Origin of the sequence: Streptomyces sp. NPDC006798 (assembly GCF_040635975.1) — a bacterium.
Taxonomy (GTDB): domain Bacteria; phylum Actinomycetota; class Actinomycetes; order Streptomycetales; family Streptomycetaceae; genus Streptomyces.
The window spans coordinates 88,315-113,374 of sequence record NZ_JBEYIS010000020.1 but is presented as its reverse complement, the minus strand read 5'-3'; the positions used below and the strand labels follow the sequence as shown (position 1 = coordinate 113,374).

Here is a 25,060-nt window from a genome sequence, read left to right as displayed (position 1 = left end):
TGAGGGCTTGTGGAGATCCGGCGGGTACGACCGTACCGGGCGGTCCCGGTCCCGGGCGCGGCAGTCGATGCCGTGGCCGGGACCGGAGCCGTGACCGGGACCGGGTGAGGTCAGAAGATGGCGTTGTAGATGTCCCAGCCCCAGCCGAGCTGCTGGGAACCGTCGGCGGCGTGCTTGTTCCAGAGGCGGCCCTGCTTGTCCCGGACGACGAGGTTGCTCCGGTCGGCGCCGTGGAAGTCCCGGGTCCAGAGCATGGCGTCGTAGCCGTTCCCGTTGCCCGCCATCCGGACGCGCGGGCCGTAGCCGTGCGATTCGTGGCGGTACGACCAGAGGGCCCCGGCCTTGTCCCGCGCCACGGCGCTGTAACCGGTGCTCTCGCCCGCGATCAGGTTGTAGATGTGCCAGCTGAAGCCGATCTTGCGCCGGTCGTGGAAGGGCTTGGTGGGGACGGTGCCGGTTTCCCGGTCGGGGTAGGTGGCGTCGTAGCGCCAGAGGTTTCCGTCCTTGTCCCGGGCGTTGAGATGGCCGGCCCCGGCGAAGATCGCGTCGTACTGGTTCCACCCGCCGCCGACCCGTTCGCGTGGCTTGAACGGGGACTCGGGGTTCCCGGAGCCCCGGTGGATCCAGAGCACTCCCTGCTTGTCCCGGGCCACGACGTCGCCCCGGCCGGTCGCCGTCCGGTAGTTCAGGCCGGTGATGGAGGTGTAGACGTCCCAGCCCCAGCCGACGCGCTTGCGGGCGCTGAGCGGCTTGTCCGCCCGCCCGGTGTTCTCGTACTGCCAGAGGTTTCCGGTCTTGTCCCGGGCGAGGATCGTGGTGCGTACCTCGGGTTCCGGGGTTCCGGGGAAGAAGTTGAAGGTCACCGGTCCGCTCGCGACGACGGTTCCGTCCTCGGCGGTGACTTCGAGGGTGACCGGGAATTCGCTGAGGTGGGACGCGTAGTAGCCCGCGTCGATACGGATGTCGTACGTGACCGTCTTCGCGGCGGCCGTGACGGGGAGCCGCGCACCGCCGACGGTGTCCCAGGAGCAGCTTTGGAAGTCGCCGCCGTCGACCGCGCAGGACGGGGTGACGTGCAGGTCGAACCGGCTCTCACTGGGCAGGTTCCACTCGAACCACGGCACGATCAGCCGTGCCTTGAGCTGTCCCGTCGTCGCCGTTTCCTGCGTGACGGTGACCCGGGTCGTCACCGGGCCCTCCGTACCGGACGGCACCATCAGGGTGCCGCCCTGCTGTACGACCGTTCCGGCCTGTGCCGCCGGTTCGGCGGTCAGGGGCGGCGCGGCGACGGCCGCCGAGCCGCCCAGCGCCACGGGGGCGATCCCGGCGAGCAGGGCCGTCGCCAGCACGAGGGCCGTACGGGTACGTCTGCGTGCGGGTGGAGATGTACGTGTCACTAGTTCCCCGGATTTCTGGACGAGTGCCTGATGGTTCACCCTTCCGACCACCGGGGCGGCTGAATGGTTGTATCCCGCAGCGGTTAGGCGCGGTGGAGACTGTGGGCCTTGATGCCCGTGAGGAAGGCGGCGAAGGCGGGGGTGGGGATGGTGAGGGTGGGCCCGTCCGGGAGTTTGGTGTCCCGGACGGGCACGATGCCGTACGTGTCGGCCAGGTTGGCGGCGATCTCGACGCAGTTGCCGCCGTTGGAACTGTAGGAGGACGTGAAGAACTCAGGCTCGGTCACGATGATCCCTTTCACAGCCGCTGTTGGAGCTACCTGGCCAGCGTACGGCGGGGTCAGACGGCCTTGAAGTCGCCGGACTTGACGCCCGTCAGGAAGGCTGAGAACGCCTGCGCGGGGAGGGCGAGGGCCGGTCCGGTGGGGTTCTTGGAGTCGCGGACCGGGACGATGCCGGTTATCGCGGTGTGCTTGGGGGCCCACTCGACGCAGGAGCCGCCGCTGCCGCTGTAGGAAGACTTGATCCAGCTCAGGGAGTCGATCGTCACGAGGTGCCCTTTCGTACCTGATTGATCATGGCCACAGATTCCGCTTGCGAGGGGGCGTCTGTCTGTAGCTGATGGTAGGCCCTCACCAGCGGCAGAACGGCGGTGATCTCCCGTTCCAAGTAGCCCTGGGTCTGGGATTCGACATAGGCGAGTACGGATCGATCCACCAGGGTCAGCAAGTGCAGCAATCGATTCAACGGTCGTCGCTCGCCCATGCTGAACGGTGTGATCTGGAGCGATGTGCTCGGCTGCTCGGCGAACTGGACCAGATGTTCCAACTGGGCGTTCATGACATCAGGTCCACCGATCTGGCGCCGGATACAGCTCTCGTCCAGTACGGCGATCAGCAGTGGTGCCAGGGGGCGCCGAGCTAGCGCTGCTTGGCGCTCTATCAGGAAGTCGACCCGCTCGTTGGCCTGATCCTGAGTGAGGGTGCCCCGCTTGACGTGCCCGGCTTCAATGGCCGTCGCGTACTCGCGGGTCTGAAGCGGGCCCGGAATGACTCCTACGTCGAACAGGCGGATCTCGGCCGCCCGTCCCTCGTAACCGACGTACTCGGGGAAGCCCTCCAGCAATGCGCCGTGCCTGATCTCACGCCACTGGCGTTCGAACGTGTCTACGGATCCTTCGAGGCCGAACATGGTGTCAGCACCAGCCGAAAAGCGGCGGGTCGGCGGTTTGCGGCCGGTTTCGACGGCCGAGATATGGCGGCCCGAATAGCCCATTCGTTCGGCCAGCTCGTCTTGTGTCCAGCCGCGCCCCTCGCGAGCCCTGCGTAAACGTGCTCCGAACGCTTCCTGCGGGCTTCCTTCGGGGTTCAGCTCCTTACGGTTCACCAATGTGCCCTCCACGGATGAGTGCGTTGAAGAGACTTCAACTCTAGGCAACCCTGATGCTCCACGTAGTCGGAACGCTACAGAAAGGAGTTGGCCATGCCTGTTGTCCACAGTCCGGCCCGGGAACCCCAGTTGGATGCTCTGATCGCGGCCGGTGGTTATTGGGGGCTCGCGCCGGACTGGGTACCGCGTACCGGATACGCCCGTGACCGGGACACCCTCATCACGGTCCTCGCCGCCCTCCGGCGGCTCGTGCAGAACGAGACGGCCCGGCTGCGGAGGGGGCGGACCCATGCGCACTGACAACAACACCCCTGACTGGACCCCGCAGATCGGCGGCAACGCCCGCGATGCGACCCGCGACAAGGTCGGCCGGGTGATGGACCGTACGTACGGCCGTTACTGGCTCCGGCCCATCGGTGGCGGGATCGAGTGGGACGTGCCCGCCGCCGATCTCCGCCCGGTTACCACGGCCGAGCTGCTTGCCGAGGCTGTCGCTGAGGCCAATGAGCGGTCCAGCAAGGGGGACCTCGGATGACCGACCAGCCCACCGCCCCCAGGTGCACGCTCTGCCGTGAGCTGGTCGAGCAGGAACGCGCGGCGAAGGCCGCGGGGGATCAGTCCCTGGCCGTCGACTGCCGCGTACTGCTCCAGCGCCACCGGGACGCCGAACACCACCGCCCCCGGACGACGGCCGAGGACTGATCCACCCCGCACGAAGGACTTCCCCCGGCGGACCCGCCGACCGCCCGCCGGGGGAACCGTGGAGAACCCCGCCATGACCCGCGACGCCCTGCTCGCCCAGGCCCCCGAGCCCGTCGACGCCACCTGCGTCCAATGCGGCCAACGAACCTGCGCACCCGTCGAAGTCGGGGTGATAGAGCGGACGAGCGGGCCGCCCGTCGTGCTGTACGCCTGTCCCCGCTGCGTACTCCGTCACACCGCCGGACCCACCCCGACGAAGACGTCACGTCCTGACGGCGGCGAGGATCGCAGCCGCGATGAAGAGGATCTGAAGTGCCGTGCGGGGCCCGATGGGGTCGCCCTGTGCCACCTGTCGTCGGGCGGCGGACACGTTGGCCGGGAACATGGCGATCATCAGCAGGGCCAGGCAGAGCGCGGCCCAGGGGGCGGTCGCCGGGATCAGCAGGCCGATCGCGCCCGCGAACTCCAGCAGGCCGGTGACGGTGACCAGGAGGTCGGGCCGGGGCAGGCTCGGTGGCACCATCCCGATGAGGTCGGCGCGGAGCCGGGGCTGGAAGTGGGCGAACGCGGTCAGCAGAAACATCAGGGCGAGCCCGACGCGCAGCGACGCCTGCCAGTTGTCGAGCGCGTCCACACCGGCGAGTCCGGCCAGCCGGGCGGCGCCGAAGCCGACGATCAAGGTGATCAGGGGTTCCATACGGGGCTCCGTCCGGGAAGGCGGGTGGTGGTGGTCCGGGTGGTTCGGGCCTGTCCGTCGGGGCCGCCGCTGGTCGGCCCGCGGTGTGCGCGCCGGTGTACGGCATCCCGCCGGTGAGGTACGGCTAACCGGGCCGGGGATCCCGCGCGGCCTCCCGCACTGGCCGGGACCGGCCCATGAGGTGGACGGAGACCGTGCTCACCGGGGGTCACGGCCCGGAAACCTCCACGACGACTCCGCCGTCCCCCGGCGACGAGAACCCGGCCAGGATCCCCACCGGAGCGGCCCGGCCGCCGTGCGACCGGCGGAGCGGTCACCCGACCGGCCCGTGAACCAGAGCCACCCGGCCCACCATCACGCGCCACACGGAGCTCCCGGGTGTGGATACCCCGGCCTCTGCTCGGTAGACATCCCGACCGGTGGGGGCGACGCGGTCCCCGCCTGACGGCCACCGGCGCCCCCGGTTGCCGTCAGGCGGGGTGCCCGGCTCCTACAGCGGAAGATCCCGGCGGAAGACGGTCATCGTCCGGCCCGGACCGTCGTAGTCGTCGACGAACTCCGCGTCGAAGCCCAGGCCGCGATGGAATTCGATGGAGCGGGTGTTGGTGATGGCCGTGATCGCCTTCAGCCGACGCGCCCCCTGGCCCGCCGCCGCCTCGGCGAAGGCCGCGTACAACCGGCGCCCCAGACCCGTGCCCCGGTAGTCGTCCCGCGTCGCGATGAGATGGACGTAGCCGGTGCCGTCCGGGGTGACGAAGCCGAAGACATAGCCCCGGATCCCGTCCTCGGCCCTGGCGACCAGGCAAGTGGGGCCGAACTCCTGGACCATGGCCAGCAGATGCAGCGATCTGAGGTCCCGGTCGCCCCAGTAGCGGGGGTGGTCGGCGAGAACCTGATGGAAGTCGGCCACTTGGGCCGGTGCTGGATGGATCTCCATGCGCGGCATCGTCGCACGGCTCCGTCGCGGGGAGTTGGGGAGTCGGGCGGTTCCGTATCGGGCCGGGAGCGCCGACGGGTGCCGGAAACGGCGTGGGCCGACTGGATGATCATCCTTACGATCTCGGCATGTACACGTTGTCCATCGATACCGAATCGCAGAGCTACGCCGCCGGTCAGGTGATCGGGGTCCTTCTCGTCACCGCCGCCGTCATGGGCGCCATCTGGTACGCCACCCGGTCCTGGCGGCGAGGGCCGGTGCCGGTCGGTGTCGACGGAGCTGACGGCGCCGAGCGGGCCGGTGCCGTGGCCCGGCGGCGGCGCAACATCATCTGCGGCGTACTGCTTATCGTCGCCGTCGGAGGTCTGATCCGGGTCCTCGGTATCGAGAAGGGGGAGCCCGCCAGCGCCGACGCGGGAGCCGGGATCCCGGAGCGGGTGATCGAGGCGGCCCCGCGCGTCGGCGCGTACCGGCTGCTCACCGGCGAGGAAGCCGCCCTGTACGAGGAAGCGGCGCCGAAGATGTCCGGCAAGCTGTGGTTCTACGACGGGCCCGGCGAGGAGCCCATGGAAGCCGCCCTCCATATCAACACCGCCGAATGGGACAAGGGACTGGCCGCCGAGAAGCGCTCCCGCACGATGGCGAACGAGATGCTGAACTTCTTCGCCGGGGCGAAGGCGACCGGCGTCACCGCCTTCGACGCGGGCCCCTGGGGCGGCCGGTTGAGCTGCGGCTATGTGGTGAACGACGGCGCGCGCGGGGTCATCTGCGCATGGACCGATCGTGGCACACTCGGCAGTGTCGTGCTGCCGGAGGGGAAGAGCCTCGCCGATGCCGCCGAACTCACCCTGCGGTTCCGGACCGCCACCGAGAAGCGCGCCTGACGGCGCTAAGCGCCCCGCATCCGCAGCGCGTACGCCGCCGTCAGCGCCACCGCCCGGTCGTCGTCGGCCGCCAGGGCGCGCAGGGCGTCGGTGGACGCCGGGCCCGGGATGTCCGCGAGGGCTTGGGCGATGCGGCGGCGGGCGGGGAGACCGGTGTGGGGGAGGCGGTCGGTGAGGGCCGTCGTGATCCGGGCCGCCGCCTGGTTCGAGGCCGGGTCCGCCGCCAGGCCCGCCAGCGCGTCTGCGGCCTGCGTGTCGTTGCGGCCGGAGACGATCAGGTCGACCAGTACCGGGATCGCGTCGGCCGTGCCGCGTTCCCCGAGTGCCAGGGCCGCGTACCCCCGTACCGTCTCGTCGGGATGGGCGAGGGCCGTCCGCAGCGCGGAGGCCGCCGCGTCGCCGGGCAGTTCGGCGAGGGTGCGGACGGCGCGTTCGCGGACGGCGGGGTCGGGGGATTCGAGGCCGTCCGCCAGCAGGGCCGCCGTACCGGCACCGCCGTCACCGGAGTGCGCCAGGGCCCAGCGGATCGCCCCGGCGACATTCGGGTCCCCCTCGGTGAGGGCGGCCTCGGCCAGCGCCCGTACCGGCAGGGGGTCCCCGTCGGCGGAGCCGGACGCCAGGGCCGCGCGCTGCCGCAGGCCGGGGCTCTCCGAACGCAGGCCCTGGAGCAGGGAGACGATCTGGAAGACGTCGTCCCAGTCGGCGGGCCCGGCGGCGCTGATCAGCCGCAGCCGGGTGAGGAGTTCGGTCTCCCGGACGATCCGCTCCCGGGTCTCGCGGATCAGATCGTCCACCAGATCGGGCGAGCGGAAGGCGGGATCGCCGAGGACGCGTCCGACCTCCCGGAGGGAGAGGCCGAGGGATCGCAGGGACTCGACGTGGAAGAGGCGCCGGACGTCGTCGGGCGCGTACTCCCGGTACCCGCTACCGGTCCGGCCCGTGGGACGGACCAGGCCCACCCGGTCGTAGTGCCTGAGCATCCGGGCGCTCACCCCCGACCGCCGCGCCACCTCGCCGATCAGCATGCCCGTCACTCCTCCCGGGCGTCCGGGCCGAGGGCCACGACGCGCTTCGCCTCCTCCACCGCGTAGCCGAAACCGGCGTCCGGGTCGCGCGCCAGCCGCTCGGTGGCGAGCGCGTGCTCCCGTACGTCCGGGTCGGCGGCGGCCGTCGCCGCCCGCAGGGACGGTACGGCGGCCTCGCCGAGCGCGATCACGGCCCGGCTGAGGCCCAGCCGCATCCGCCGGTCCCCCCGGCCGAACTGGGTCGCCAGGACCTCGGCCAGCTCCCGCTCCCCATCCTCGGGTACGAGGACGACCGCCGCCCGCCAGGCGCACATCGCGACCTCGTCGTCCGCGTCGGTCAGCAGCGCCCGGGTGATCGCGGGCCAGGCCGCCCGGTCGCCGATCTTGGAGAGGGTGTGCAGGGCCTGACTGCGGGCCCGCGCCCGATCCGAGCCGAGTTCGGCGACGAGGAGGGGGACCGTCTGCCGGGCGGAGTGCCGGGTCAGGGCCCAGGTCAGATTCTCCCGTACGGAGAACTCCGGCTCGACGCCGCACCGGGCGACCAGCGCCTCGACGTACCCGGGGTCCGGGGCCGTACCGATCGCGAGCGCGGCCCGCAGCCGGATCGATGTGTCGATGTGCCCCAGCGCCCGCAGCACCGGTGACGTGGAGATGTCCTCGTTCGGCAGGCCCTTGTTCGGGATGTCCTTGTTCGGCATACCGCCAGGAAAGACCCTGTCACAGTGCCAAGGTCAAGCGGAGCCGGGCCGCCCGGCCCTGCTGCCCGCCGGGAAATCCGGTGGCGGAGCCCGAGGGGCGCGGTGAGGATCGCGGGATGTCCGTTTTCCTGGAGTCCGAGCGGCTCGTACTGCGCCCCTTCGCCGACGCCGACCTGGCCGATCTCGTCGCCCTCGACAACGACCCCGACGTGACGCGGTTCATCAACGGCGGCAAGCCCGTCAGCCGCGAGACGGTCCGGACGTCCGTACTGCCCCGGCTGCTGGCCGACCATCCGGTCCTCGGCATCCGCAGCTACTGGGCGGCGGAGGAGAAGGCGAGCGGTGTCTTCCTGGGCTGGTTCGAATTCCGGCCCGTGGCCGACGACGACACCGCCGTGGTCGAGCTGGGCTACCGGCTGAACAAGACCGCGTGGGGCCGGGGGTACGCCACCGAGGGCTCCCGGGCCCTGATCGACAAGGGGTTCACCGAACTCGGCGTCGAACGGGTCGTCGCCGACACGATGGCGGTGAACACCCGGTCCCGGCGGGTCATGGAGAAGGCGGGGCTCTCGTTCCTGCGGAACTTCACCGGGGACTGGCCCGAGGCGATCGAGGGCTCCGAGCACGGTGAGGTCGAGTACGAACTCCGCCGGGCCGACTGGGCCCGGCGGCGGTAGCCCCCCGGCCGGAGGCGGTCGTCGGGGCCGGGGCGCCTCGCCCGGGGTCACCTTCCGGCGGGGTGGCCGGCGGCAGCCGGACCAGCAGCCGCCGGGCTCTCCGGCCGTCGTCCGACGGCGCCTCGGCGCTCCGCGCCCGGGGCCACACGGCGCCCGGAGCCGGGCCGCGGCCGGTCAGGCGGCGTCGCGGCGGGACCGCCACAGCCAGGTGGCCACACCGGTCAGCAGGACGAACGTCACCAGGTTGGCGAGGAAGGCCGCCGCGTCGCTGATCGGGCCGCCGCCCAGGTTCCAGCTGGTGATGATCGCGGTCGGCAGGACGGCCAGCAGCAGGACGCCGGTCGTCTTCCGGACGGCGGTCCAGTGCGCCGACGTGCACAGCAGCACCGCGCCGACGACCCGGGACAGCACACCGAATATCGGGCCCGGCTGCTCGGGGAAGATCATGATGAAGGGCACCGAGAGGGTCAGCATCACCAGCGGAACCAGGGGGTGCACCTTGCCGCGCCTGGCCGGGGCCTCCGGGGTGCTCCAGGCCGGGGTGCCGTTGGCCCCGGGCCCGGCCGTGGTGCCGTGCCCCGCCTCGGCCAGGGCCGTCGCCGCGATCGTCCTCGGGTCGCCCAGCTCCGCGAGGATCTCGCCGACCGGGGTGTCCGGGCGCTCGGCCCGGGCGATCTCGATGTGCTCGGCGAGATCGGCGACCAGCTCCTGGCGGCGGTCGGCGGGGAGCGCGGAGCCCTCCCGCTCGACGGCGGCCAGGTAGTCGTGAACGGGGTCGGCAGAGGTCTTCACGCGAGGTCTCCGGTGGTGATGTGGGGGGTGGTCAGGAAGGTGTCGACGGCGTCGCGGAAACCGGGCCAGACCCGGGTGAACTCGTCGAGCGCCGCCCGGCCGCTGTCCGTGAGGGCGTAGTAGCGGCGGGGAGGTCCGGCGGCGGACTCCTGCCAGGTGGTGGTGACGAGGTCGTCCCGGCGGAGCCGGGAGAGCAGCGGATAGACCGTGCCCTGGCTGGTGGCCAGGGCACCGGACTCCTCCAGGGCGTGCAGGAGTTCCACGCCGTAGCGGGGGCGGTCCCGCATCAGGGCGAGTACGCAGTACTCCAGGACGCCCTTGCGCAGTTGGGCGGCTGCCCGAGCCTGCTTGGTCGAATCACCTGGTTCCATGCGATGCAAGATACCTGGTCGGGCAAGCAGGGGGGAAATCGGCCATTCGGTGGCCGAAGGGGGGCGCTACTGCGACGGTCGTGCGCCCGTGCCTCGGCGGCCCGCGTGCCCGCGCCCCCGCGCCCCGCGCGCGCCCGTACCGCTGTCGTACGGTCGCAGTCGCTCAGGCGTCCCAGGTGATCGTCCGGCCCTCGGGGCCCACGGTGATCAGAAAGCGGTCGAGACCGGGCGAGCCCGCCCGCCGCCAGGCGGTGATCCGGTCCTCGACCCGGCGCCACAGCGGCTCCGGGCCGCCCTCCCGGACGATCCAGCGGTCGCCGTCCCGGCGCAGCGCGGCCCAGGAGCCGGCCTCCACGTCCAGCAGCACCTTCAGCTCGCCGTCCGGGAGGGCCAGCCCGAAGCGCTGGGCGGCCGGGGCCGCGAGCTGGGCGACGAACCGGGCCGTCCAGTCGTCCAGCGCCTCCCACTCGACCGTGCTCTCCCGCTCGGGGCCGTCCCCGAGATCCGGCAGTATCCCCAGCGGCGGGGGTGTCTGCGGGCGGGCCAGCATGAAGGAGACCTGGCCGCCGAGGAGCCGTCCGGCCGCCGTACCGTCCTCGCGCACGGTGAGGCAGGCCAGCTCGGAGGAGTAGAGCCAGCCGCAGACGGTCGCCACGATCCGCCCGCCGGGCCGGACCTGCGCCAGCCAGGCGGCGGGGACGTCCAGCACCCCGCAGGTGGCGATCAGCCGGTCGTACGGCGCGTTCGCGGCATGGCCCGCCAGACCGTCGCCGACCACGAGTTCGGGATGGTGGCCGACCGCGCCGAGGGCGACCCGGGCCCGGCCGGCCACATCCGGGTCGACCTCGACCGAGGTCACCAGGGCGGCCCCCAGGCGCTGGCAGAGCAGCGCCGTCGAGTAGCCGGAGCCGGTACCGATCTCCAGCACCCGCGAACCGTTCTCGACGGCCAGCTCCTCCAGCATCCTGACCACCAGGCCGGGGAGCGTGCTGGAACTCGTCGGCAGCCGGTGGATCCGGCCGTCGAGATCGGCCGGCACGATCGTCCCGGCGATCTGCGTCACCAGGGACTCGTCCCGGTAGCAGGCCGGGAGCCAGTCCTCGTCCCCGGGGCGTACGGGCTCCCAGCCGGTGCGCGTCCCGTCGTCCACGCGCCGGAAGAACCCGCCGCGCAGAAACTCGTGCCGGGGGGTGTCCAGCACCGCGCGCCGCCACTCCGGGGAGCGCAGATCACCACTGGCCGTGATGGCGGCGGCCAACTCCTCGCGTCTGTCGCCGCATCCGTCGTCGCGTCTGTCGCCGGTCGGTTCGGCGGGTCCGGTCGGCTCGGTCGATCCGGTGGTCTCGGTCATCGGGGGGAACGCTCCAGAAGGTCGGCCATGGACCCGACCAGGGGCAGTCCGGTCGGCGGCTCCAGCCACGCCCACTGTCCGGACGGGTTGCATTCGAGGAACCACCAGGTGCCGTCGCGGTCCACGGCGAAGTCGAACGCGCCGAAGACCAGCCCGAAATGGTCGAGGTAGCGGTGGAGCGCCGCCCCGACGCCCTCGGGCAGGGGGACGACGCCGTACGACAGCTTCTCGTAGTCCGTCCGCCAGTCCAGCAGATCCGAATCGATCCGGACGGGAAAGACGCGGCGCCCGATCACCGTCACCCGGACGTCCGCGACCTTCTCCACGAGCCGTTGGAAGAGATGCGCGGTACCGGAGACGCTCTCGTCCAGTTGGCCCGCCGTCACCTCGGCGATCTCGACGGTGCAGGACACCCCGTCCACCCGGTACAGCGGGGTGGAGAGCGGCTTGTAGATCACCGGCGCGTACCGCCGGACGAACCGCCTGGCCGCGCCGAGGTCGGAGGTGATCAGCGTCTCCGGGATCCGCAGCCCGCACCCCGCCGCGACGGCCAGCCCGGACGGCTTGAACTCGGCGTCCCCGATCCGGTGCGGATGGTTGACGTAGAGACAGCCGGGCAGCGACGCCAGTACGCCGCCGAGGCCGTACCGGGCCTGGGTGGTGGCGAACCGGGCGTCCTCCTCGGACAGATGGGGGAAGGCGAAACCGCTGGGCCGCCGGTAGTAGAGGGACCGGACGCGGGAAAGATCAGCCGAACGGGTGGGGGTGGTCAGGGACCCGCCGACACCCCGCTCCCCGATGGTCGCCGCGAAGGAGAGGGCGGCGGGGAAGTCCCCGGAGTCGAGCCGTACGACCGGGACGCCCCGGTCGTACAGCTCGTCGATCACCAGATCGGCGGTCGGATCGTCGATCATGGTGACGATCAGCACCGGCCCGGGGTGGGTCATTGGTCGCTGTCGTTCCCCGTGTCCTGGTCACCGCCGCCGCTGCCGCCGGGGGCGTTGCCGTCGGACGGATTACCGGTATTGGTCGCGGGGTTCGTCCCGGTACTGGTGCCGTGGCCCGGCATCGCGACGATCCGGCCGTCGGCGCCGTAATAGCGGGTGGTCTGTGTGGCCGGGTCGATTTCGGCCCGGTCGTAGCCGGGGGCCATCGCCGGGTAGGGGGCCATCCGCCGGACACCCCACGGGACGGGGGTGAGATGCCCCCGGGGTAACGGCGAACTGGTCGGGAGCCGATCGGAGTGCTGGAACACCTGGTCCTCCATCGCGGATACGGATCTCCGGTCCGTGACATCCGCCTCCGGGGCCGGGCCCCGTCCCCCGGGGTCCGGACCCGAAGGCGGCCGTACTCATGTCAGGACTGGGAATCTGCCCGGATCCGACCCCACCGAAAGGGGCGTACCGGGGCACGGCGGCGCACTCCGAGGCGAACCCCCGACGATAGGGACCACCGGCGGAAGCCCCGGCGGGCAAGCCCCCGGCTGTGGGAGGCCGGGAGTACGGGAGGCCGGGAGCACCGGTGACGTACGCCCGTCCGCCGTCCGCTACGACTCGATCCGGCTCATGACCCGGTCCCGCTTACGGCGCGACCACGTTCGCCGCGAGCACGCCCCGTATCCCGGCGGCCAGCTTCCGCCACTCCACCGCGTCCTCGCCCTCCCACAGTTCGGCCGCCTCCGATTCGGGGGCCGTGATGCGGTCGATGGCGGCGATCGCCAGGGGGCGGAGGTCCGGGGCGAGCACCGGCACCGGCTTCTTCGGGCCGTAGTTCGGATTGACCGTCTCGCCGTCCGGGCACTGCGCCGCCACCAGCGCGGCGGCGGCCACCGCGCGATACCCCTCGTAACTGTCGAGGAAGGCGTCACCGGGGGTGTCCGCCGCCTCCGCGAGCGTACGGCGGATCAACGCCTCACGGGCCTCCGGCTCCGCGTCGTCCAGATGGCCGGAGAAGTCCGCCGCCGTGTCGTTGTCGAAAGGTCCAATGTCCCAGGCGCCCATCGTGCTGTCCCTCCCACAGGGGCGGTCGCCTGTCGCGCCCGCCCCGCCCACCCTGATGTCTGCTCTCCGACGATCGTGACACGGCCCACCGACAACGCCCCCGCCAGGGGCGCACTCCGGCCGATCCGGTCAGTAGTCTGCGGACGTGAAGAACAGTCACAAGGACCCCATATCGTGTGTGATCGCCCTGGCCGGTACGGCCCTGCTGCTCACCGGCTGCGAGAGCGGCGCCTCCCCGGACGGCTCCGGCCCCGCACCCGGCGCGGCGGCGGGCGCGGTCAGCCCGCTGGCCAACCCCGGCGGCACGAAACCGGGGCTCGCCGCCCTGACGGCACAGGCGGACCGGGCCGCCGCGCGCGAACTCGTCGCCGGGCTCGCCACGAAGGGCCGGGGGCCGAGGACGGGCTACGACCGGAAACGGTTCGGCACCGCGTGGACGGACACGGCGGACGGCGTACCGCTGGCGAGAAACGGCTGCGACACCCGGAACGACCTGCTGGTCCTCCACGGCCGCAACATCGAGTTCCGGCCCGGTTCCGACTGTGTGGTGCTCGCGATGGACCTGTACGACCCCTATACCGGCAAGGACATCGCCTGGAAGAAGGCGAAGGCGGCCGAGGTCCAGATCGACCATGTGGTCCCGTTGTCGTACAGCTGGCAGATGGGCGCCTCCCGGTGGAGCGCCGAGAAGCGCGAGCGGCTGGCGAACGACGCGCTCAACCTGCTCCCGGTCGAAGGGCGCGCCAACTCCGCGAAGCGGGACTCGGGCCCCGCGTCCTGGCTGCCGCCGAACAAGAAGGTCCGCTGCTCGTACGCGGTGCGGTTCGCGCAGGTCGCCGAGAAGTACGAACTTCCGGTGACGGCGGCGGACAAGACGGCGATGCTGAGGCAGTGCGCGGGCTGACCGGACCGGGCCGCGAGGGGCGGCGCCGGCGCCTCCGGACCGTGTGACCCACCCGTGAAAGCCGGGAGCCGCCACGCCTCCCCCGGGGCCGCGCGATGGCGAGGCCCGACGGAGAGCGTGGCGGCGGCCGGCCGGTTCGGACGGAATCCGGCGGTCTCAGCCGATCAGCGAGTAGCCGTGCGGGCCGCCGACGATATGGCCTTCGCAGTTCGGGTCGTTGGACTCGAACAGCTCCCTGGTGCCGTTGCCCAGGCAGCGGTAGACCGGCACATTCGCCACGCCCGGGGGCGGGGAGTCGTAGATCCAGCCGAGCCGGGTCACGTACTCCTGGCCCTCGCAGTTCACATGGCGTGAGACGAAGTTGTCCCCGCGCACGACGCAGAGGTACAGAGGACCGGTGCCCGGGGCCGGGGAGGTGTGGAGAAGTCCCAGGCTGCCTTCGAGGTTGTAGCCGTCGGGGACGTGCCAGACACTGCTGACATGGTCCTTGTAGGGCTTGAAGTAGCGGTTGAGATGCAGATAGGTCGCGGTCACGACCGGTTCTCCGACACAGGTGAGCTGCCGGGTCGAGAACCAGTAGCCCGCGGCCTGTTCATGGTCCACGCCGTTGGTGACCCGGCACTGGGAGGCGTTGAAGCCGGTCGCGGCCGCTTTGGACAGCGCCTCCTCCATCGCCGCCCGCCGGGCGATGTTGAGCGGCCCGCTGCCGGCACCCGTGAACCGGAGCTGGACGGGGCCGACGTTCTCGGTGGCCGCGGCGGGAGTGGTGGTCGCGCCGGGCCCGCCGGGCGCGGCCTGTGCCGGGGCGGGCGCGGCCAGGGCCGTGGCGCAGGTGGCGACCAGGGCCAGGAACAAGATTCGTAGACGACTGTGACGTCGCATGGGGTGACACCCTTCTGGTTCCGCCCGCCCTCGATGACACCGCCGACCGGCGGATCCCCCGTGCGGGCGCGCTGAACCGCGTGGTCACTGCCCCGTTCCGGGTGCGGACGGGGCGTCCCGTGCTGCTGGGACGCACCGAACCATGGCGGGCGGCTCGGATCGCGGAAAGCCTTTGCGGCCGGGCGCAAAGGTCCGGTGGTCCGTTCGGTCGCTCGAACCCGTGTCCACTCGCGCCGACCGGGTGCCGCGGGCGGCGGAGTCCGCGGACGTACGCCTACGGGGTGGCCCACGCGGGCGCGGTCCGGCCCTTGGGCCGTACCGGAGTGGGGGCGGGACGGCCTTCCAGGAGGGCTGTGCCCAGCGGGGTGCGGGTGTGCAGGACCGACTGGCCGCGGCGCTCGGATTCGACCAGGCCGGCTTCGCGGAGGAGGGCCGCGTGCCGGCTGGCGGTCGGGACCGACAGCCCCAGCGACACGGCCAGTCGGGAGGTGGTCATGGCCTGGTCGAGGGCTTCCAGCGCTGCCGCCCGGGCGGGGCCGAGCAGCCGCGCCAGGGTGTGACGGGCGCCGCACCCCCGGGCTTCCGCCGGGGCTTCCTCCCGGGCGGCCGGCGGGGGGAGCCAGCCCAGGGTGTGTTCGAGGGGATAGACGACGACGGTCGGATGCTCGTCACCGGGCTGCGCCGCCGGCTGGTTCACGGAGAAGAACGACGGCAGCAGTGTCACGCCGCGGCCCTCGCCCCGGAACTCCTCGTCCACCGAGCAGGAGATATCCAGAGCGTCGTCGCGCCACCTCATCAGGGCGGAGGAGTAGCTGGGGAGCAGGCCCCGGGCGCCCTGCTCCAGTACGGTGTCGGCCCGGCGCGCGCGCTCCGCCGCGAAGGCGCTCTGTAGGTGCTGGGCGTAGGGAGCGACGGCGATCCGGTAGTAGCGGCGGAGCAGGTCGCCGACGCGGCCCATGGTGGTGCGGTCACCGTCCGCCACGGCGGACGCCCAGCCGGGCAGGGCGAAGCGCAGCTGGACCATCAAGGTCAGCTCGCGCTTGAGTTCGGAGCGGGGTGTCGCCAGCACCCGGTCCAGACCGGTCTCCAGATCCGCGACGTCGCCCACGGGGGTGAGGAAGTCCGGCCAGAACCCTTCCGGCGGGTACAGCAGGCCGAGTTCCTCGACGGCCCGGGACAGGCCCGCGTCGGCGAGGGCGCGGCGGACCTCCCGGCGCCAGGGGTCGAACAGCAGGACCGCTTCCTGCGTCCGGAGCAGGCGCAGGCTGTACGCGATCTCCCACAGAGGGTTCGGTCCGCCGGTCAGGCGGACCCGCAGAAGGTCTTCGGTGGTGAGGTGGAAGCGCAGCATCCGCGTGCCCCTGACTCATCGTCACCCGCGTCGGCGGCCCGCCCGTGTACCAATGCGGATCCTCGGCCGATTCTGGGGCACTTCACCCTTGGCGTTGAAGGCGTATTCGCGCCAGGTTGTCCCGGTATCCGAAGGCTGTGCCAAGGGGCGGCCCCGGGGCGCGCTGATGACGGGCGGCGGGGGAAACGCCGAGGGGAGGGACCGCCGGGTGCGGTCCCTCCCCCTCGCATCACGTGGTGATGCCGGGCACTCAGCCCATCTGGCTCATGTCCAGGACGTCGGCCTGGTTCGGGATCTTCGGCAGCGGCGCCTTGTTGTACTCGGACAGGTGGAGGGTGAACTGCTCACCCGAGTCCTTGCCGACCAGCTTGAGGAGGACCGGCTCGCCCTCGGTGGCGACGTACGCCTCGGTGCCGTTCTTGCCGGTGAGCTTGAGGGCCTTCTGGCCGTTCACCGTGGCCTCGCCGGCCCGGCGGGCGTCGGCGGGCTTGACGTTGTCCTCCGTGCTGTTCTCGCCGTCCTCGTCCATGATCTTCTTGAGGTCGCAGATCTCGGCGAACCCGGCGAAGTCGCTGTTCTTGTCGCCGGTCAGCCACTTGCCCGACATCATCTTGATCACCTGCTCCTGCTCACCCGCGGACATGCTGGGGTCGTTGATCTGGGTGCGCATGAAGGTGTCGTCGGGGCGGATGTAGGCGGCGGAGCCGACGTTGGCGATCTCCACCTTGCCCTCGCCCTTGACGCCCATGGTGCCCACGCACCGGCCGTCGTTGTGGATGGAGAGGTTGATGTCGGCGCGCTGCTTGGGCTTGCCCGGCTCCGCGTCCATCGGGCCTTCGCCCTTGATCGTCAGAGACTTGGCGGCCTTGGTGGCGGCCAGGGCCGACTCCATGATCTGGGCGTCGGTCTTGCCCGCGAACGGGTCCTTCGGCTTCTCCGGCGTGGTGACCGTCGAACCCTTGTCGTCCTTGCCCTTGCCGGTGTCGTCCTTGCCTTCGTCGCCGCAGGCGGTCGCCGTGAGGGCGAGGACCGACACGAGGGCGGCCGCCGCGACGGCGTTACGGCGGGGACGGGTGGTACGAGACATCTTGTTCTCCGAGTCGTGGTGCTGGTGGTGCTGGTGATGATGACCGGCGGAGGGGGCAGCGGGAGCGGGCGGGTCCGGTGGGGACGTCAGAGGGCCAGTTCCCACTGGGCCGGGTCGTGGCTCATTCCGGGACTGATCTCCAGGGTGAGTTCCTTGGCGGTGGCCGGGGTCGAGAAGCCGTAGACGGTGGTGGCCTTCCGGCCCGGAAGAATCGTTCCTTCAAAGCCGGTGTCGACGGTGTCGTCGAAGATCTGCTCCGCTGTCACGCCTTCGGTCCCGGCCCGGGCCTCCGTCGTCGTGAGCGTGGAGTCGAAGCCCTTGTCTCCCGTGTTCTCGATAACCACGGTCACTTTATATGCCTTATTACCTGCCTCGTGGCCCGCCGCGTAATCACCGGGCCGGAAGCTCTGAGGGGCCTTGGTGACGGTGACCTTGATCCCGTCGGGGTAGGTGGCGCTGCCGCCGGCCGCGAGCGGGCCTTCCCGGCCGCCCGTGTCGCCGCCCCCGCCGAGGCCCTTCCCCTTGCCCTTCTTGCCCTTCTTGTCCTTGCTCTTCTTGTCGCCGCCGAGGCCGGAGCCGTCGCCCCCGTCGCCCTGGTCCGTGCTCGGGGCGCCCGAAGCGGCGATGTCCTTCGTCACCTCGTCGACGGCGTCGCTCGTGATCTGGACGGTCAGATAGGTGCCGACGGTCGCCAGGACCATCGCGCCCGCGCCGATCGCCGCCCCCGCGGCGGCGGCCCGGCCGTTGGACGCCTCGCCCCGGCGGGCCCGGCCGCGGCCCTTGAGCCCCATGATCAAGGCGGTCAGGCCGAGGGCCCCGCCCACGAAGAAGACGAAGGGGATCCAGGCGACGGCCGCGCCGATCAGGCCCAGGACGAGGGCGGCCGTACCCAGACCGTTACGGAGCGGGCCGCGCCCGCCGCCCGGCCCGGCCGGGCCTCCCGCGCCGCCGGGCCCCTCGGTGCCGGAGCCGCCGGTCGCGCCGCCGCCCCCGTGGCCCGTACCGAAGCCGTCGCCGTGACCGCTCCCGTGGCCGCCGCCGTAGCCGCTTCCGTGGCCGTGGTCGGCGGGACCCCCGTACCCGCCGGTCGGCCGCGTGTTGCCCGGTTCCCAGTCGGGACCGGAGTGCGCGGGGTTCCCCTGGGCGGGGCTCCCCTGCGCGGGGGTTCCGTATCCGTATCCCCCCGGCCCGTCCGGAGACCGGCCGTGGGGTGTGTCGCCCGTACCTCCGCCGTACGGCGGCTGCTGCATGGAGTGGGACATGGTCGTGCCCTCCCGGACAGGACGGTGGCAGAAGGACCACGGCGAGTGGCCGTGGTGCGAACCGTCAGCCCCGGGTCGAAGCCGGACAGCGGACAGGACGGTTCACGCCGTTACCGGACCGGTCTGACTGGTCCGTGTGGTGGCAGGTCAATAAGAACAGAGCTTGTGAACCGAGTCAACACGAAATCTTGTGTACGGGTCTTTCTGGGCTGTGAAGTGGGCTCTCGGGTCGGGGCGGCTATGATCGGCGACACATAAGAGAAGTCCGAGGACAGTCGGCGACGGATCACGGAGGCGCCAGGTGCCGGAGAGCGCGAGCGAAGTCACCGCGGCCGGGATCGCCCGGCTCGCGGGTGTGGGACGGGCCGCCGTCAGCAACTGGCGCCGCCGCCACGCCGACTTCCCCAAACCGGTCGGCGGCACCGAGACCAGCCCCTCCTTCGCCCTCGCCGACGTCGAGCGATGGCTGCGCGCCCAGGGCAAGCTGGCCGAGGTCCCGCTCCGGGAACGCGTCTGGCAGCGGATCGCCGACCGGCCCGCGACCGCCGCCGACACCCTCGTCGGCGCCGGACTCGTCCTCCTCGTCGTCCACGACAGCCCCGTCACCTGGCGGGAGCTGGCCTTCCGGGACGACGAACGGGCGGCCGAACTCCTGCCGACCGCCGTCGAGCAGGTCCTGGGCCGGCGCTTTGCCGACGACCGGCTCGAACCCTTCGTCCCGGCCCTGCGCGCGGGCCGGGCCCTCGGCCCCGACGCCCTGCCCTTCCTGCGCTCCGTCGGCGAACTCGCCGCCGAACTCGGCCCCCGCGACGCCTACGAGTTCCTGCTCGGCCGCTACCTCGACACCAGCGTCCGCCACCACACGGCCACCCCGCCGGGCCCGGCCGCCCTGATGGCCGCGCTCGCCCTGCCCCCGGAGACCGCCCGGAACGCCACCGTCCTCGACCCGGCCGCCGGGACCGGCGGACTGCTGACCGCCGTCGAAGACCCCGCCGCCCTGCGCGCCCAGGACTCCGACCCCGGACTCACCGTCCTCACCGCCCTCCGGCTCGCCCTCCGCCACGACCCGGCCGTCTCCGTCTCCGCCCGTACCGGCGACGCCCTGCGCGCCGACGCCTACCCCGACGTCCGGGCCGACGCCGTGCTCTGCCACCCGCCGTTCAACGAACGCAACTGGGGCCACGACGAACTCGCCTACGACCCCCGGTGGGAGTACGGCTTCCCGGCCCGTACCGAGTCCGAACTGGCCTGGGTCCAGCACGCCATCGCCCGGCTGCGCCCCGGCGGCACCGCCGTCCTCCTGATGCCGCCCGCCGCCGCGTCCCGCCGGTCCGGCCGCCGGATCAGGGCCGGACTGCTGCGCCGGGGCGCCCTGCGGGCCGTCGTCGCCCTGCCCGCCGGGGCCGCGCCCCCGTACGGCATCCCCCTCCACCTCTGGGTGCTGCGCCGGCCCGAGCCCGGCCGCCCGCCCGCCTCCGAACTGCTGCTGGTGGACACCACCGACCTGGGCGGCGGCCCCGGTTCCGGCGGCGGCCGAGACCGGATCGACTGGCAGACCGTCCACACCACCGTCCTCGGCGTCTGGCGGTCCTTCCAAGGCGCGGCCGGTACGGCCGGGGCCCCTGAGACGGGCGCGTCCGGCGGGTCCGGCGAGGGGATCCGTACGACCGTCGACCGGCCCGGCACGAGCCGGGCGGTCCCCGTCATCGAACTCCTCGACGACGACGTCGACCTGGCCCCCGCCCGGCACGTACCGCCCGCCGCCACCGGCGGCGACGCCGAGGACCTGGAACGGGTCAGGGCCCGGCTCACCGACACCCTCCGACTCACCGGCGAACTCACCCCCACCCCGGCCGCGCCCGGAAGGCCCGCGCCCTGGCCCTCCACCACCGTCGGCGAACTCGCCCGCGCGGGCGCCCTCACCATCCGGGCCGGAGCCACCTCCGCCGTCCCAGGACCCGCCCACCCCGGACTCGCCCCCGGCTCCCGCGCCACCCGGGGCGCCGTACTCACCGACCACGACGTCCTGCACGGCACCCGGCCGACCGGAGTGCTCCCCGACACCCCCGACGACGAACCCGTCCGCGTCCTGACCGGGGACGTGATCGTCCCCGTACTCGGCGGCGGCTCCGTCGTCCGGGTCGTGGACGACGCCACCGCGGGCGCCGTACTCGGCCGCAACCTCCAACTGCTGCGCCCCCTGCCCGAGGCGCTCGACCCCTGGTTCCTCGCCGGATTCCTGCGCGGCACCGCCAACACCCGGCAGGCCAGCAGCTACGCCTCCACCGCCAGCAGGCTCGACGTCCGGCGGCTGCAACTGCCCCGCGTCCCCCTCGACGAGCAGCGCAGGTACGGGGAGCGCTTCCGCGCGCTCGCCGCCTTCGAGGACGCGCTGCGGCTGGCCGGACGCCTCGGCGAACAGCTCGTACAGGGCCTCTACGACGGCCTCACGGACGGCACCGTCGAACCGGAACGGTGACCTCGGCGGCCACCGGGCCCGGCCGGACCCGGCGCGGCTGAGCGGCCGGGCCGGGCGAAGCGGCCGGCCGGATCCCGCGGTACGCGAGCGGCCGGATCCGGACGTACGGGACCGGCCGCGCCGGCGCCCCGGTCCGGCGCCCCGTCCTCCGCCCCGCCGGACGCCGGATCCCCGGGGACGTGCGGGCCGTCGGTGTATACCCTCGTCTCCTGTCCAAGGCCCTCGTCACCAGGAGCAGCGATGCACGGCCCCGGCTTTGCCCCACCGCGCGAAGGTCCGCCGTCGAGTGCGGGGGTCGTCGCGCTGCGCGCGCTGTTCCTGGCCCTCGCGCTGCTCTCCTGCGGGCTGCTGGCCTGGGTCACCATGTTCCGGCTCGCCGTCCTGCGGAAGCGGGCCCTGGACTGGCTGCTCTTCGCGGTGACCGTGGTCGTCACCGCGCTCCTGATCTTCGCCATCGCCGTCTGGGGCTCCGACGCGGACGCCGAGGAGGGCAACAACGTCGACGCGTTCGTCTTCCTCGGGCTCTTCGGGATGGCGGTCGCGGTCGCCGTGCACTTCCTCGTCGCCGACCTGCGCCGGATGGACCAGTTGCGGCTGGAACAGCAGCGGGCCGGGTCCTTCTTCGTCCCGTCCGGACCGTCCGGCCCGCCCGCCGGGTCCGCGACGCCTCCGGTGGGGGGCTTCGGGCCGCCGCCGGGCGCACCGTCCGGACCGGGACCGGGGACCGGACCCGCCGGGCCGTCCGGACCGACCGTGCCCGGATACGGGTATCCGCCGCCGCGAACGGCCGCACCCGGCTACGGCTATCCCGCCGGAAACGCCCACCGGGCCGCGCCCGTACCGCCCCCGCCGCCCGCGCCGACGCCTCCTCCCGCTCCGGCTCCCGGTCCCGGTCCGGTTCACCCGCAGCACCCGCAGCCCCCGGCCCGGCCCGGTACGCCCGCGCCCCGGATCGACCAGGTACGCGCCGAGCTGGACGAGCTGAGCGACTACCTCCGCCGCGACCGCGACGATCGAGGCGATCGCCGCGAGCCCGGTGACCGCGGGGAGCAGGGCCGGTGAACGGACGCGTCATCGCGGACCGGTACGAGCTGTCGACCCTCATCGGCCAGGGCGGCATGGGCCAGGTCTGGACCGCCTACGACGGGCGGCTCGACCGCCGGGTCGCGGTCAAGCTCCTCCGCCCCGACCACATGACCCACGGCGGCGACGCCGAGGAGATGCGCCGCCGCTTCGTCCGCGAGTGCCGGGTCACCGCCCAGGTCACCCACCCCGGACTCGTCACCGTCCACGACGCCGGCAGCGACGGCGACGATCTGTATCTGGTGATGCAGTACGTCGAGGGCGCCGACCTCGCCGACCACTTCGCCGAACACGAGCCCTACCCCTGGCAGTGGACGGTCTCCGTCGCCGCCCAGCTCTGCGCCGTACTCGCCGCCGTACACGCCGTACCGATCGTCCACCGCGACCTCAAGCCCCGGAACGTCATGGTCAAACCGGACGGCACGGTCACCGTCCTCGACCTCGGCGTCGCCTCGGTCATCGATACCGACACCACCCGTCTCACCCACACCGGATCGCCCATCGGAAGCCCCGCCTATATGGCGCCCGAACAGGCCATGGGCGGCGCGGTCGGCCCGTACACCGATCTGTACGCGCTCGGCGTGCTGACCCATGAACTCCTCAGCGGCAACGTCCCCTTCGCGGGCTCCACCGCCCTCGGCGTACTGCACCGCCATCTTTATGAGGCCCCGGTCCCCGTCCGCCGGATCCGCCCCGACGTCCCCGAACCGCTGGAGGCCCTCGTCCTGCGGCTGCTCGCCAAGGACCCGCAGCACCGGCCCGACGGAGCGCAGGAGGTCTACGAGACCCTGGCCCCGCTCCTGCCCCGGCACGGCAGCCCCGGCGGACCCCTCGACCCCACGCGCCCCTTCCTGCGCCCGCACGCCCCCTGGCCCGACCGGAACGGCGCCGCCGCGCCGCCGCCCCCGGCCGCCGTCGTCCCCACCCCGCCCGAGCCCGATGTGGCCGCCGCCGTCGACGAGGTGAAACGACTCCTCGGCGAGGGCAGCATCACCCAGGCCGTGGACATACTCGGCGGCATCCTCCCGGCAGCGGCGGCCGAGCACGGCGAGCGCTCACCGGTCGTCCGGATCCTCCGCAAGCAGTACGCCGCCACCCTCATGGACGACGGCCAGTACCGCCGCGCCCTCCCCGAGCTGCGCAGACTCGCCGACGACCGGACGGCCGAGGCCGGGCCCGCCGACCCCGGGACACTCCAGTTCCGGCACGACGCCGCGTACTGCCTCGAACAGCTCGGCGAGGCGGCCGCCGCGATCGCCGGATACCGCGCCGTACTGCCCTACTACGAGCGCGCCGGGGACACCGGCCGCGCCTTCGACGTCCGCCACCGGATCGGGAACCTGATGCTGGCGGTCGGCGACCACACCGGCGCCCGGCACCAGCTCGAAGCCCTGCTCTACGACGCGGAGCGCGCCTACGGGCCGTACCACCAGCTCCCCGCCGACCTGCGGCGCGCGCTCGAACGGCAGCGCCGGTTCCACCCCTGACGGGAGTAACGGCGCCGGGTTCCGCCGGGGCGTGGGCACGGCATGCCGTACGCTTCCGGACGGAACGGCGCCTTTCGGGCCACCGGCGGCGGGTGGCGGACCCCCGACGAGTGATCGAGCGACCGCGCGACCGCGCGGCTGAGCAACCGAGGACCTGAGGACCGGCGAGACCATGAGCATCCGCGGCCAGCTCATCCGATTCGTCCTCGTGGGCGCGGTCAACACCGGCACCTACTACGCCCTCTATCTCCTGCTGCTGAACCGGCTGCCGTACGTCGCCGCGCATGTACTGGCCTTCGTTCTGAGCATGATCGGCTCCTTCTTCCTCACCTCCTACTTCACCTACCGCACCCGGCCCACCTGGCGGAAGTTCCTGCTCTTCCCGCTGACCAACGCCGCCAACTTCGTGATCACCACGGCCGGGGTATACCTGCTGGTCGGAGTGGCCGGGGTGGACGACCGGTACGCGCCGCTGATCTCGGCGGGCGCGGCGATCCCGGTGACGTTCGTGGTCTCCCGGACGATCATGCTCAGGCCCGAGCCGGGGGAGCGGGGCGGCGGCGCGAAGGGTACGGGCCGGGGCGAGGGCCGGGGGCGGGACGCGGCGGCCCGGGAGCCGGTTCGCCGCTGAGGCGGTGACCGCCGTTCTCCCGGACTTCCCGTACGTCTCATTCGTATCTACGGCACCGGGCGCCTCGTTGGTCCAAAACAGTCGCGGTGAAGTGGTGGCCCCCGCCCCGTCGACTGCCTACCATCAGTCACCGCAGGACTTTGTGACTCGTCGCACAAACCTCGTCTGGAGGCTCCTTTGCACCGCCGCCGTCGCACCGCGATCCTCGTCTCCGCCGCTCTCGCCGCCGCACCGCTGCTCACCGCCTGCGGCAACGACGCCCACCCCGGCGCCGCCGCCGTCGTCGGCGGCGAACGGATCGAGGTGTCCACACTCCAGGCCGAGGTCGCGAACGTCCGCGACGCGCAGGCGAAGGCGCCACAGGGCGAACAGATGATCAAGGAGACCGGCCAGCTCGGCCGGGCCAAGCTCTTCGACATGATCGTCGACAAGGTGGTCGAGAAGGCCGCGGACGACGCGGGCGTCACCGTCACCCGCAAGGAACTCCAGGAGCGCCGCGCCGCCTACGTCGAACAGGCGGGCGGCGAACAGGCCCTCGCCGCGACCTTCCTCCAGCAGCGGGGCGTCGCGCCCGACGGCCTCGACTCCGTCGTCGAACGCGAGATCCTCATCGGCAAGCTCGCGGAATCCATCGGCGCGGCCAACACCCCCGACGGCCAGCAGCGCCTCAACAAGACCTTCACCGCGGCGGCGAAGTCCCTCGACATCGACGTCAACCCGCGATACGGAACCTGGAACAACCAGAAACTGGAACTCGGGGAGTACCGGGCGCCGTGGATCTCCCAGCTGACGAAGTCGCCTTCCGCCGAGGAACAGGGCGCGTAGGGGTTTTTCGCGCGGGAGGAGCAGCAGCCGGCTGTTGTCGGGCGACCGCGGCCCGGTGGGTGGTTGATCGCGCAGTTCCGCCCCCTATGCCTTCGGCAATGGGGGGACCCCCAGCGCCACCTGGGTTGCCCTCCTGCTCGCCCCTTCCA

29 protein-coding genes are annotated in these 25,060 nt (G+C 72.4%); 11 read left to right on the top strand and 18 right to left on the bottom strand.

Annotated elements, in window-relative coordinates; all coding sequences use genetic code 11:
- Positions 1–110 precede the first annotated feature (110 nt).
- From ABZ714_RS16305 to ABZ714_RS16290, 4 genes are all read right to left on the bottom strand, one after another.
- Positions 111–1,397: a hypothetical protein gene (locus ABZ714_RS16305; RefSeq protein ID WP_358825872.1), complete on the bottom strand. Its 1,287-nt coding sequence runs from the start codon at positions 1,395–1,397 to the stop codon at positions 111–113.
- 83 nt (positions 1,398–1,480) lie between these two features.
- Positions 1,481–1,687 (bottom strand): DUF397 domain-containing protein, encoded by a 207-nt coding sequence (locus ABZ714_RS16300; protein WP_358825894.1) that lies wholly within the window; start codon positions 1,685–1,687, stop codon positions 1,481–1,483.
- Positions 1,688–1,737: 50 nt separating this feature from the next.
- Complete coding sequence (locus ABZ714_RS16295) at positions 1,738–1,947, bottom strand: DUF397 domain-containing protein (protein ID WP_358825871.1); 210 nt, start codon at positions 1,945–1,947, stop codon at positions 1,738–1,740.
- Positions 1,944–2,786, bottom strand: coding sequence for a helix-turn-helix transcriptional regulator (locus ABZ714_RS16290; RefSeq protein ID WP_358825870.1), 843 nt, complete (start codon positions 2,784–2,786; stop codon positions 1,944–1,946). The genes ABZ714_RS16295 and ABZ714_RS16290 overlap by 4 nt, the downstream gene beginning before the upstream one ends.
- A gap of 93 nt (positions 2,787–2,879) precedes the next feature.
- On the opposite strand from ABZ714_RS16290, the gene ABZ714_RS16285 reads away from it, so the two are divergent.
- Genes ABZ714_RS16285 through ABZ714_RS16275 form a run of 3 tightly spaced genes read left to right on the top strand, consistent with a single transcriptional unit; the run spans position 2,880 to position 3,488 of the window.
- Complete coding sequence (locus tag ABZ714_RS16285) at positions 2,880–3,086, top strand: hypothetical protein (RefSeq protein ID WP_358825869.1); 207 nt, start codon at positions 2,880–2,882, stop codon at positions 3,084–3,086.
- On the top strand, positions 3,076–3,321 hold the full coding sequence (locus ABZ714_RS16280; protein WP_358824540.1) for a hypothetical protein: 246 nt from the start codon (positions 3,076–3,078) through the stop codon (positions 3,319–3,321). Before ABZ714_RS16285 ends, ABZ714_RS16280 begins: the two co-directional genes overlap by 11 nt.
- Positions 3,318–3,488 carry a hypothetical protein gene (locus ABZ714_RS16275; RefSeq protein ID WP_358825868.1) on the top strand — a complete coding sequence of 57 codons (171 nt, stop codon included), beginning with the start codon at positions 3,318–3,320 and terminating at the stop codon, positions 3,486–3,488. The genes ABZ714_RS16280 and ABZ714_RS16275 overlap by 4 nt, the downstream gene beginning before the upstream one ends.
- Before the next feature lie 262 nt (positions 3,489–3,750).
- Here ABZ714_RS16275 and ABZ714_RS16270 read toward each other — a convergent pair whose 3' ends face one another.
- Both ABZ714_RS16270 and ABZ714_RS16265 read right to left on the bottom strand, forming a co-directional pair.
- Positions 3,751–4,185 (bottom strand): DoxX family protein, encoded by a 435-nt coding sequence (locus ABZ714_RS16270; RefSeq protein ID WP_358825867.1) that lies wholly within the window; start codon positions 4,183–4,185, stop codon positions 3,751–3,753.
- A gap of 490 nt (positions 4,186–4,675) precedes the next feature.
- Positions 4,676–5,122, bottom strand: a complete 447-nt coding sequence (locus ABZ714_RS16265; RefSeq protein ID WP_358825866.1) for a GNAT family N-acetyltransferase — start codon at positions 5,120–5,122, stop codon at positions 4,676–4,678.
- A 128-nt stretch (positions 5,123–5,250) separates the two neighbouring features.
- On the opposite strand from ABZ714_RS16265, the gene ABZ714_RS16260 reads away from it, so the two are divergent.
- Positions 5,251–6,006 carry a hypothetical protein gene (locus ABZ714_RS16260; protein ID WP_358825865.1) on the top strand — a complete coding sequence of 252 codons (756 nt, stop codon included), beginning with the start codon at positions 5,251–5,253 and terminating at the stop codon, positions 6,004–6,006.
- Between the two features lie 5 nt (positions 6,007–6,011).
- On the opposite strand, the gene ABZ714_RS16255 is transcribed toward ABZ714_RS16260, so the two are convergent.
- Together ABZ714_RS16255 and ABZ714_RS16250 are read right to left on the bottom strand one after the other, a co-directional pair.
- Positions 6,012–7,031: a HEAT repeat domain-containing protein gene (locus ABZ714_RS16255; protein WP_358825864.1), complete on the bottom strand. Its 1,020-nt coding sequence runs from the start codon at positions 7,029–7,031 to the stop codon at positions 6,012–6,014.
- A 5-nt stretch (positions 7,032–7,036) separates the two neighbouring features.
- Positions 7,037–7,729 carry a HEAT repeat domain-containing protein gene (locus ABZ714_RS16250; protein ID WP_358825863.1) on the bottom strand — a complete coding sequence of 231 codons (693 nt, stop codon included), beginning with the start codon at positions 7,727–7,729 and terminating at the stop codon, positions 7,037–7,039.
- A gap of 116 nt (positions 7,730–7,845) precedes the next feature.
- Between ABZ714_RS16250 and ABZ714_RS16245 the strand changes: the two genes are divergently transcribed.
- Complete coding sequence (locus ABZ714_RS16245) at positions 7,846–8,406, top strand: GNAT family N-acetyltransferase (RefSeq protein ID WP_358825862.1); 561 nt, start codon at positions 7,846–7,848, stop codon at positions 8,404–8,406.
- Between the two features lie 174 nt (positions 8,407–8,580).
- On the opposite strand, the gene ABZ714_RS16240 is transcribed toward ABZ714_RS16245, so the two are convergent.
- From ABZ714_RS16240 to ABZ714_RS16215, 6 genes are all read right to left on the bottom strand, one after another.
- Positions 8,581–9,198 carry a hypothetical protein gene (locus tag ABZ714_RS16240; RefSeq protein WP_358825861.1) on the bottom strand — a complete coding sequence of 206 codons (618 nt, stop codon included), beginning with the start codon at positions 9,196–9,198 and terminating at the stop codon, positions 8,581–8,583.
- Positions 9,195–9,569 carry a PadR family transcriptional regulator gene (locus tag ABZ714_RS16235; RefSeq protein ID WP_358825860.1) on the bottom strand — a complete coding sequence of 125 codons (375 nt, stop codon included), beginning with the start codon at positions 9,567–9,569 and terminating at the stop codon, positions 9,195–9,197. The genes ABZ714_RS16240 and ABZ714_RS16235 overlap by 4 nt, the downstream gene beginning before the upstream one ends.
- Positions 9,570–9,732: 163 nt before the next feature.
- A complete protein-coding gene (gene tgmC / locus ABZ714_RS16230; RefSeq protein WP_358825859.1) occupies positions 9,733–10,920 on the bottom strand; it encodes an ATP-grasp peptide maturase system methyltransferase in 1,188 nt (395 codons plus the stop codon).
- On the bottom strand, positions 10,917–11,867 hold the full coding sequence (gene tgmB / locus ABZ714_RS16225; protein ID WP_358825858.1) for an ATP-grasp ribosomal peptide maturase: 951 nt from the start codon (positions 11,865–11,867) through the stop codon (positions 10,917–10,919). The genes tgmC and tgmB overlap by 4 nt, the downstream gene beginning before the upstream one ends.
- Positions 11,864–12,175, bottom strand: coding sequence for a putative ATP-grasp-modified RiPP (gene tgmA / locus ABZ714_RS16220; RefSeq protein ID WP_358825857.1), 312 nt, complete (start codon positions 12,173–12,175; stop codon positions 11,864–11,866). The genes tgmB and tgmA overlap by 4 nt, the downstream gene beginning before the upstream one ends.
- Positions 12,176–12,500: 325 nt before the next feature.
- Positions 12,501–12,920 (bottom strand): DUF4259 domain-containing protein, encoded by a 420-nt coding sequence (locus ABZ714_RS16215; protein ID WP_358825856.1) that lies wholly within the window; start codon positions 12,918–12,920, stop codon positions 12,501–12,503.
- A gap of 145 nt (positions 12,921–13,065) precedes the next feature.
- On the opposite strand from ABZ714_RS16215, the gene ABZ714_RS16210 reads away from it, so the two are divergent.
- Complete coding sequence (locus ABZ714_RS16210) at positions 13,066–13,824, top strand: HNH endonuclease family protein (protein ID WP_358825855.1); 759 nt, start codon at positions 13,066–13,068, stop codon at positions 13,822–13,824.
- 156 nt (positions 13,825–13,980) lie between these two features.
- Here the strand turns inward: ABZ714_RS16210 and ABZ714_RS16205 are convergent, their stop codons facing one another.
- The 4 genes from ABZ714_RS16205 to ABZ714_RS16190 form a co-directional block, all read right to left on the bottom strand.
- Positions 13,981–14,706 (bottom strand): hypothetical protein, encoded by a 726-nt coding sequence (locus ABZ714_RS16205; protein ID WP_358825854.1) that lies wholly within the window; start codon positions 14,704–14,706, stop codon positions 13,981–13,983.
- 274 nt (positions 14,707–14,980) lie between these two features.
- Positions 14,981–16,057, bottom strand: a complete 1,077-nt coding sequence (locus ABZ714_RS16200; RefSeq protein WP_358825853.1) for a winged helix-turn-helix domain-containing protein — start codon at positions 16,055–16,057, stop codon at positions 14,981–14,983.
- Positions 16,058–16,307: 250 nt separating this feature from the next.
- Entirely contained in the window at positions 16,308–17,144 is an 837-nt protein-coding gene (locus tag ABZ714_RS16195) for a hypothetical protein (RefSeq protein ID WP_358825852.1), read from the bottom strand.
- An 86-nt stretch (positions 17,145–17,230) separates the two neighbouring features.
- Positions 17,231–18,406 (bottom strand): DUF4352 domain-containing protein, encoded by a 1,176-nt coding sequence (locus ABZ714_RS16190; protein ID WP_358825851.1) that lies wholly within the window; start codon positions 18,404–18,406, stop codon positions 17,231–17,233.
- Positions 18,407–18,707: 301 nt separating this feature from the next.
- Between ABZ714_RS16190 and ABZ714_RS16185 the strand changes: the two genes are divergently transcribed.
- The 5 genes from ABZ714_RS16185 to ABZ714_RS16165 all read left to right on the top strand — a co-directional run bounded on the left by ABZ714_RS16185 (position 18,708) and on the right by ABZ714_RS16165 (position 24,911).
- Complete coding sequence (locus ABZ714_RS16185; RefSeq protein WP_358825850.1) at positions 18,708–20,885, top strand: N-6 DNA methylase; 2,178 nt, start codon at positions 18,708–18,710, stop codon at positions 20,883–20,885.
- Between the two features lie 240 nt (positions 20,886–21,125).
- Positions 21,126–21,947 carry a hypothetical protein gene (locus ABZ714_RS16180; protein ID WP_358825849.1) on the top strand — a complete coding sequence of 274 codons (822 nt, stop codon included), beginning with the start codon at positions 21,126–21,128 and terminating at the stop codon, positions 21,945–21,947.
- The gene (locus ABZ714_RS16175) at positions 21,944–23,455 is read left to right on the top strand and encodes a serine/threonine-protein kinase (RefSeq protein WP_358825848.1); all 1,512 of its coding nucleotides are present in this window, start codon (positions 21,944–21,946) and stop codon (positions 23,453–23,455) included. The genes ABZ714_RS16180 and ABZ714_RS16175 overlap by 4 nt, the downstream gene beginning before the upstream one ends.
- Before the next feature lie 172 nt (positions 23,456–23,627).
- Positions 23,628–24,086 (top strand): GtrA family protein, encoded by a 459-nt coding sequence (locus tag ABZ714_RS16170; RefSeq protein ID WP_358825847.1) that lies wholly within the window; start codon positions 23,628–23,630, stop codon positions 24,084–24,086.
- 177 nt (positions 24,087–24,263) lie between these two features.
- Entirely contained in the window at positions 24,264–24,911 is a 648-nt protein-coding gene (locus tag ABZ714_RS16165; RefSeq protein WP_358825846.1) for a SurA N-terminal domain-containing protein, read from the top strand.
- The last annotated feature ends 149 nt before the right edge of the window (positions 24,912–25,060 follow it).

Excerpts from the sequence above, each read along its gene's own strand:
- tgmB (WP_358825858.1), bottom strand. The coding sequence starts at position 11,867 with ATGACCCACCCCGGGCCGGTGCTGATCGTCACCATGATCGACGATCCG.
- ABZ714_RS16285 (WP_358825869.1), top strand. The coding sequence starts at position 2,880 with ATGCCTGTTGTCCACAGTCCGGCCCGGGAACCCCAGTTGGATGCTCTG.
- ABZ714_RS16205 (WP_358825854.1), bottom strand. The coding sequence starts at position 14,706 with ATGCGACGTCACAGTCGTCTACGAATCTTGTTCCTGGCCCTGGTCGCC.
- ABZ714_RS16190 (WP_358825851.1), bottom strand. The coding sequence starts at position 18,406 with ATGTCCCACTCCATGCAGCAGCCGCCGTACGGCGGAGGTACGGGCGAC.
- ABZ714_RS16245 (WP_358825862.1), top strand. The coding sequence starts at position 7,846 with ATGTCCGTTTTCCTGGAGTCCGAGCGGCTCGTACTGCGCCCCTTCGCC.
- ABZ714_RS16215 (WP_358825856.1), bottom strand. The coding sequence starts at position 12,920 with ATGGGCGCCTGGGACATTGGACCTTTCGACAACGACACGGCGGCGGAC.
- ABZ714_RS16170 (WP_358825847.1), top strand. The coding sequence starts at position 23,628 with ATGAGCATCCGCGGCCAGCTCATCCGATTCGTCCTCGTGGGCGCGGTC.
- ABZ714_RS16255 (WP_358825864.1), bottom strand. The coding sequence starts at position 7,031 with ATGCTGATCGGCGAGGTGGCGCGGCGGTCGGGGGTGAGCGCCCGGATG.
- tgmC (WP_358825859.1), bottom strand. The coding sequence starts at position 10,920 with ATGACCGAGACCACCGGATCGACCGAGCCGACCGGACCCGCCGAACCG.
- ABZ714_RS16265 (WP_358825866.1), bottom strand. The coding sequence starts at position 5,122 with ATGGAGATCCATCCAGCACCGGCCCAAGTGGCCGACTTCCATCAGGTT.
- ABZ714_RS16260 (WP_358825865.1), top strand. The coding sequence starts at position 5,251 with ATGTACACGTTGTCCATCGATACCGAATCGCAGAGCTACGCCGCCGGT.
- ABZ714_RS16235 (WP_358825860.1), bottom strand. The coding sequence starts at position 9,569 with ATGGAACCAGGTGATTCGACCAAGCAGGCTCGGGCAGCCGCCCAACTG.
- ABZ714_RS16275 (WP_358825868.1), top strand. The coding sequence starts at position 3,318 with ATGACCGACCAGCCCACCGCCCCCAGGTGCACGCTCTGCCGTGAGCTG.
- ABZ714_RS16200 (WP_358825853.1), bottom strand. The coding sequence starts at position 16,057 with ATGCTGCGCTTCCACCTCACCACCGAAGACCTTCTGCGGGTCCGCCTG.
- ABZ714_RS16270 (WP_358825867.1), bottom strand. The coding sequence starts at position 4,185 with ATGGAACCCCTGATCACCTTGATCGTCGGCTTCGGCGCCGCCCGGCTG.
- ABZ714_RS16195 (WP_358825852.1), bottom strand. The coding sequence starts at position 17,144 with ATGTCTCGTACCACCCGTCCCCGCCGTAACGCCGTCGCGGCGGCCGCC.
- ABZ714_RS16280 (WP_358824540.1), top strand. The coding sequence starts at position 3,076 with ATGCGCACTGACAACAACACCCCTGACTGGACCCCGCAGATCGGCGGC.
- ABZ714_RS16250 (WP_358825863.1), bottom strand. The coding sequence starts at position 7,729 with ATGCCGAACAAGGACATCCCGAACAAGGGCCTGCCGAACGAGGACATC.
- ABZ714_RS16180 (WP_358825849.1), top strand. The coding sequence starts at position 21,126 with ATGCACGGCCCCGGCTTTGCCCCACCGCGCGAAGGTCCGCCGTCGAGT.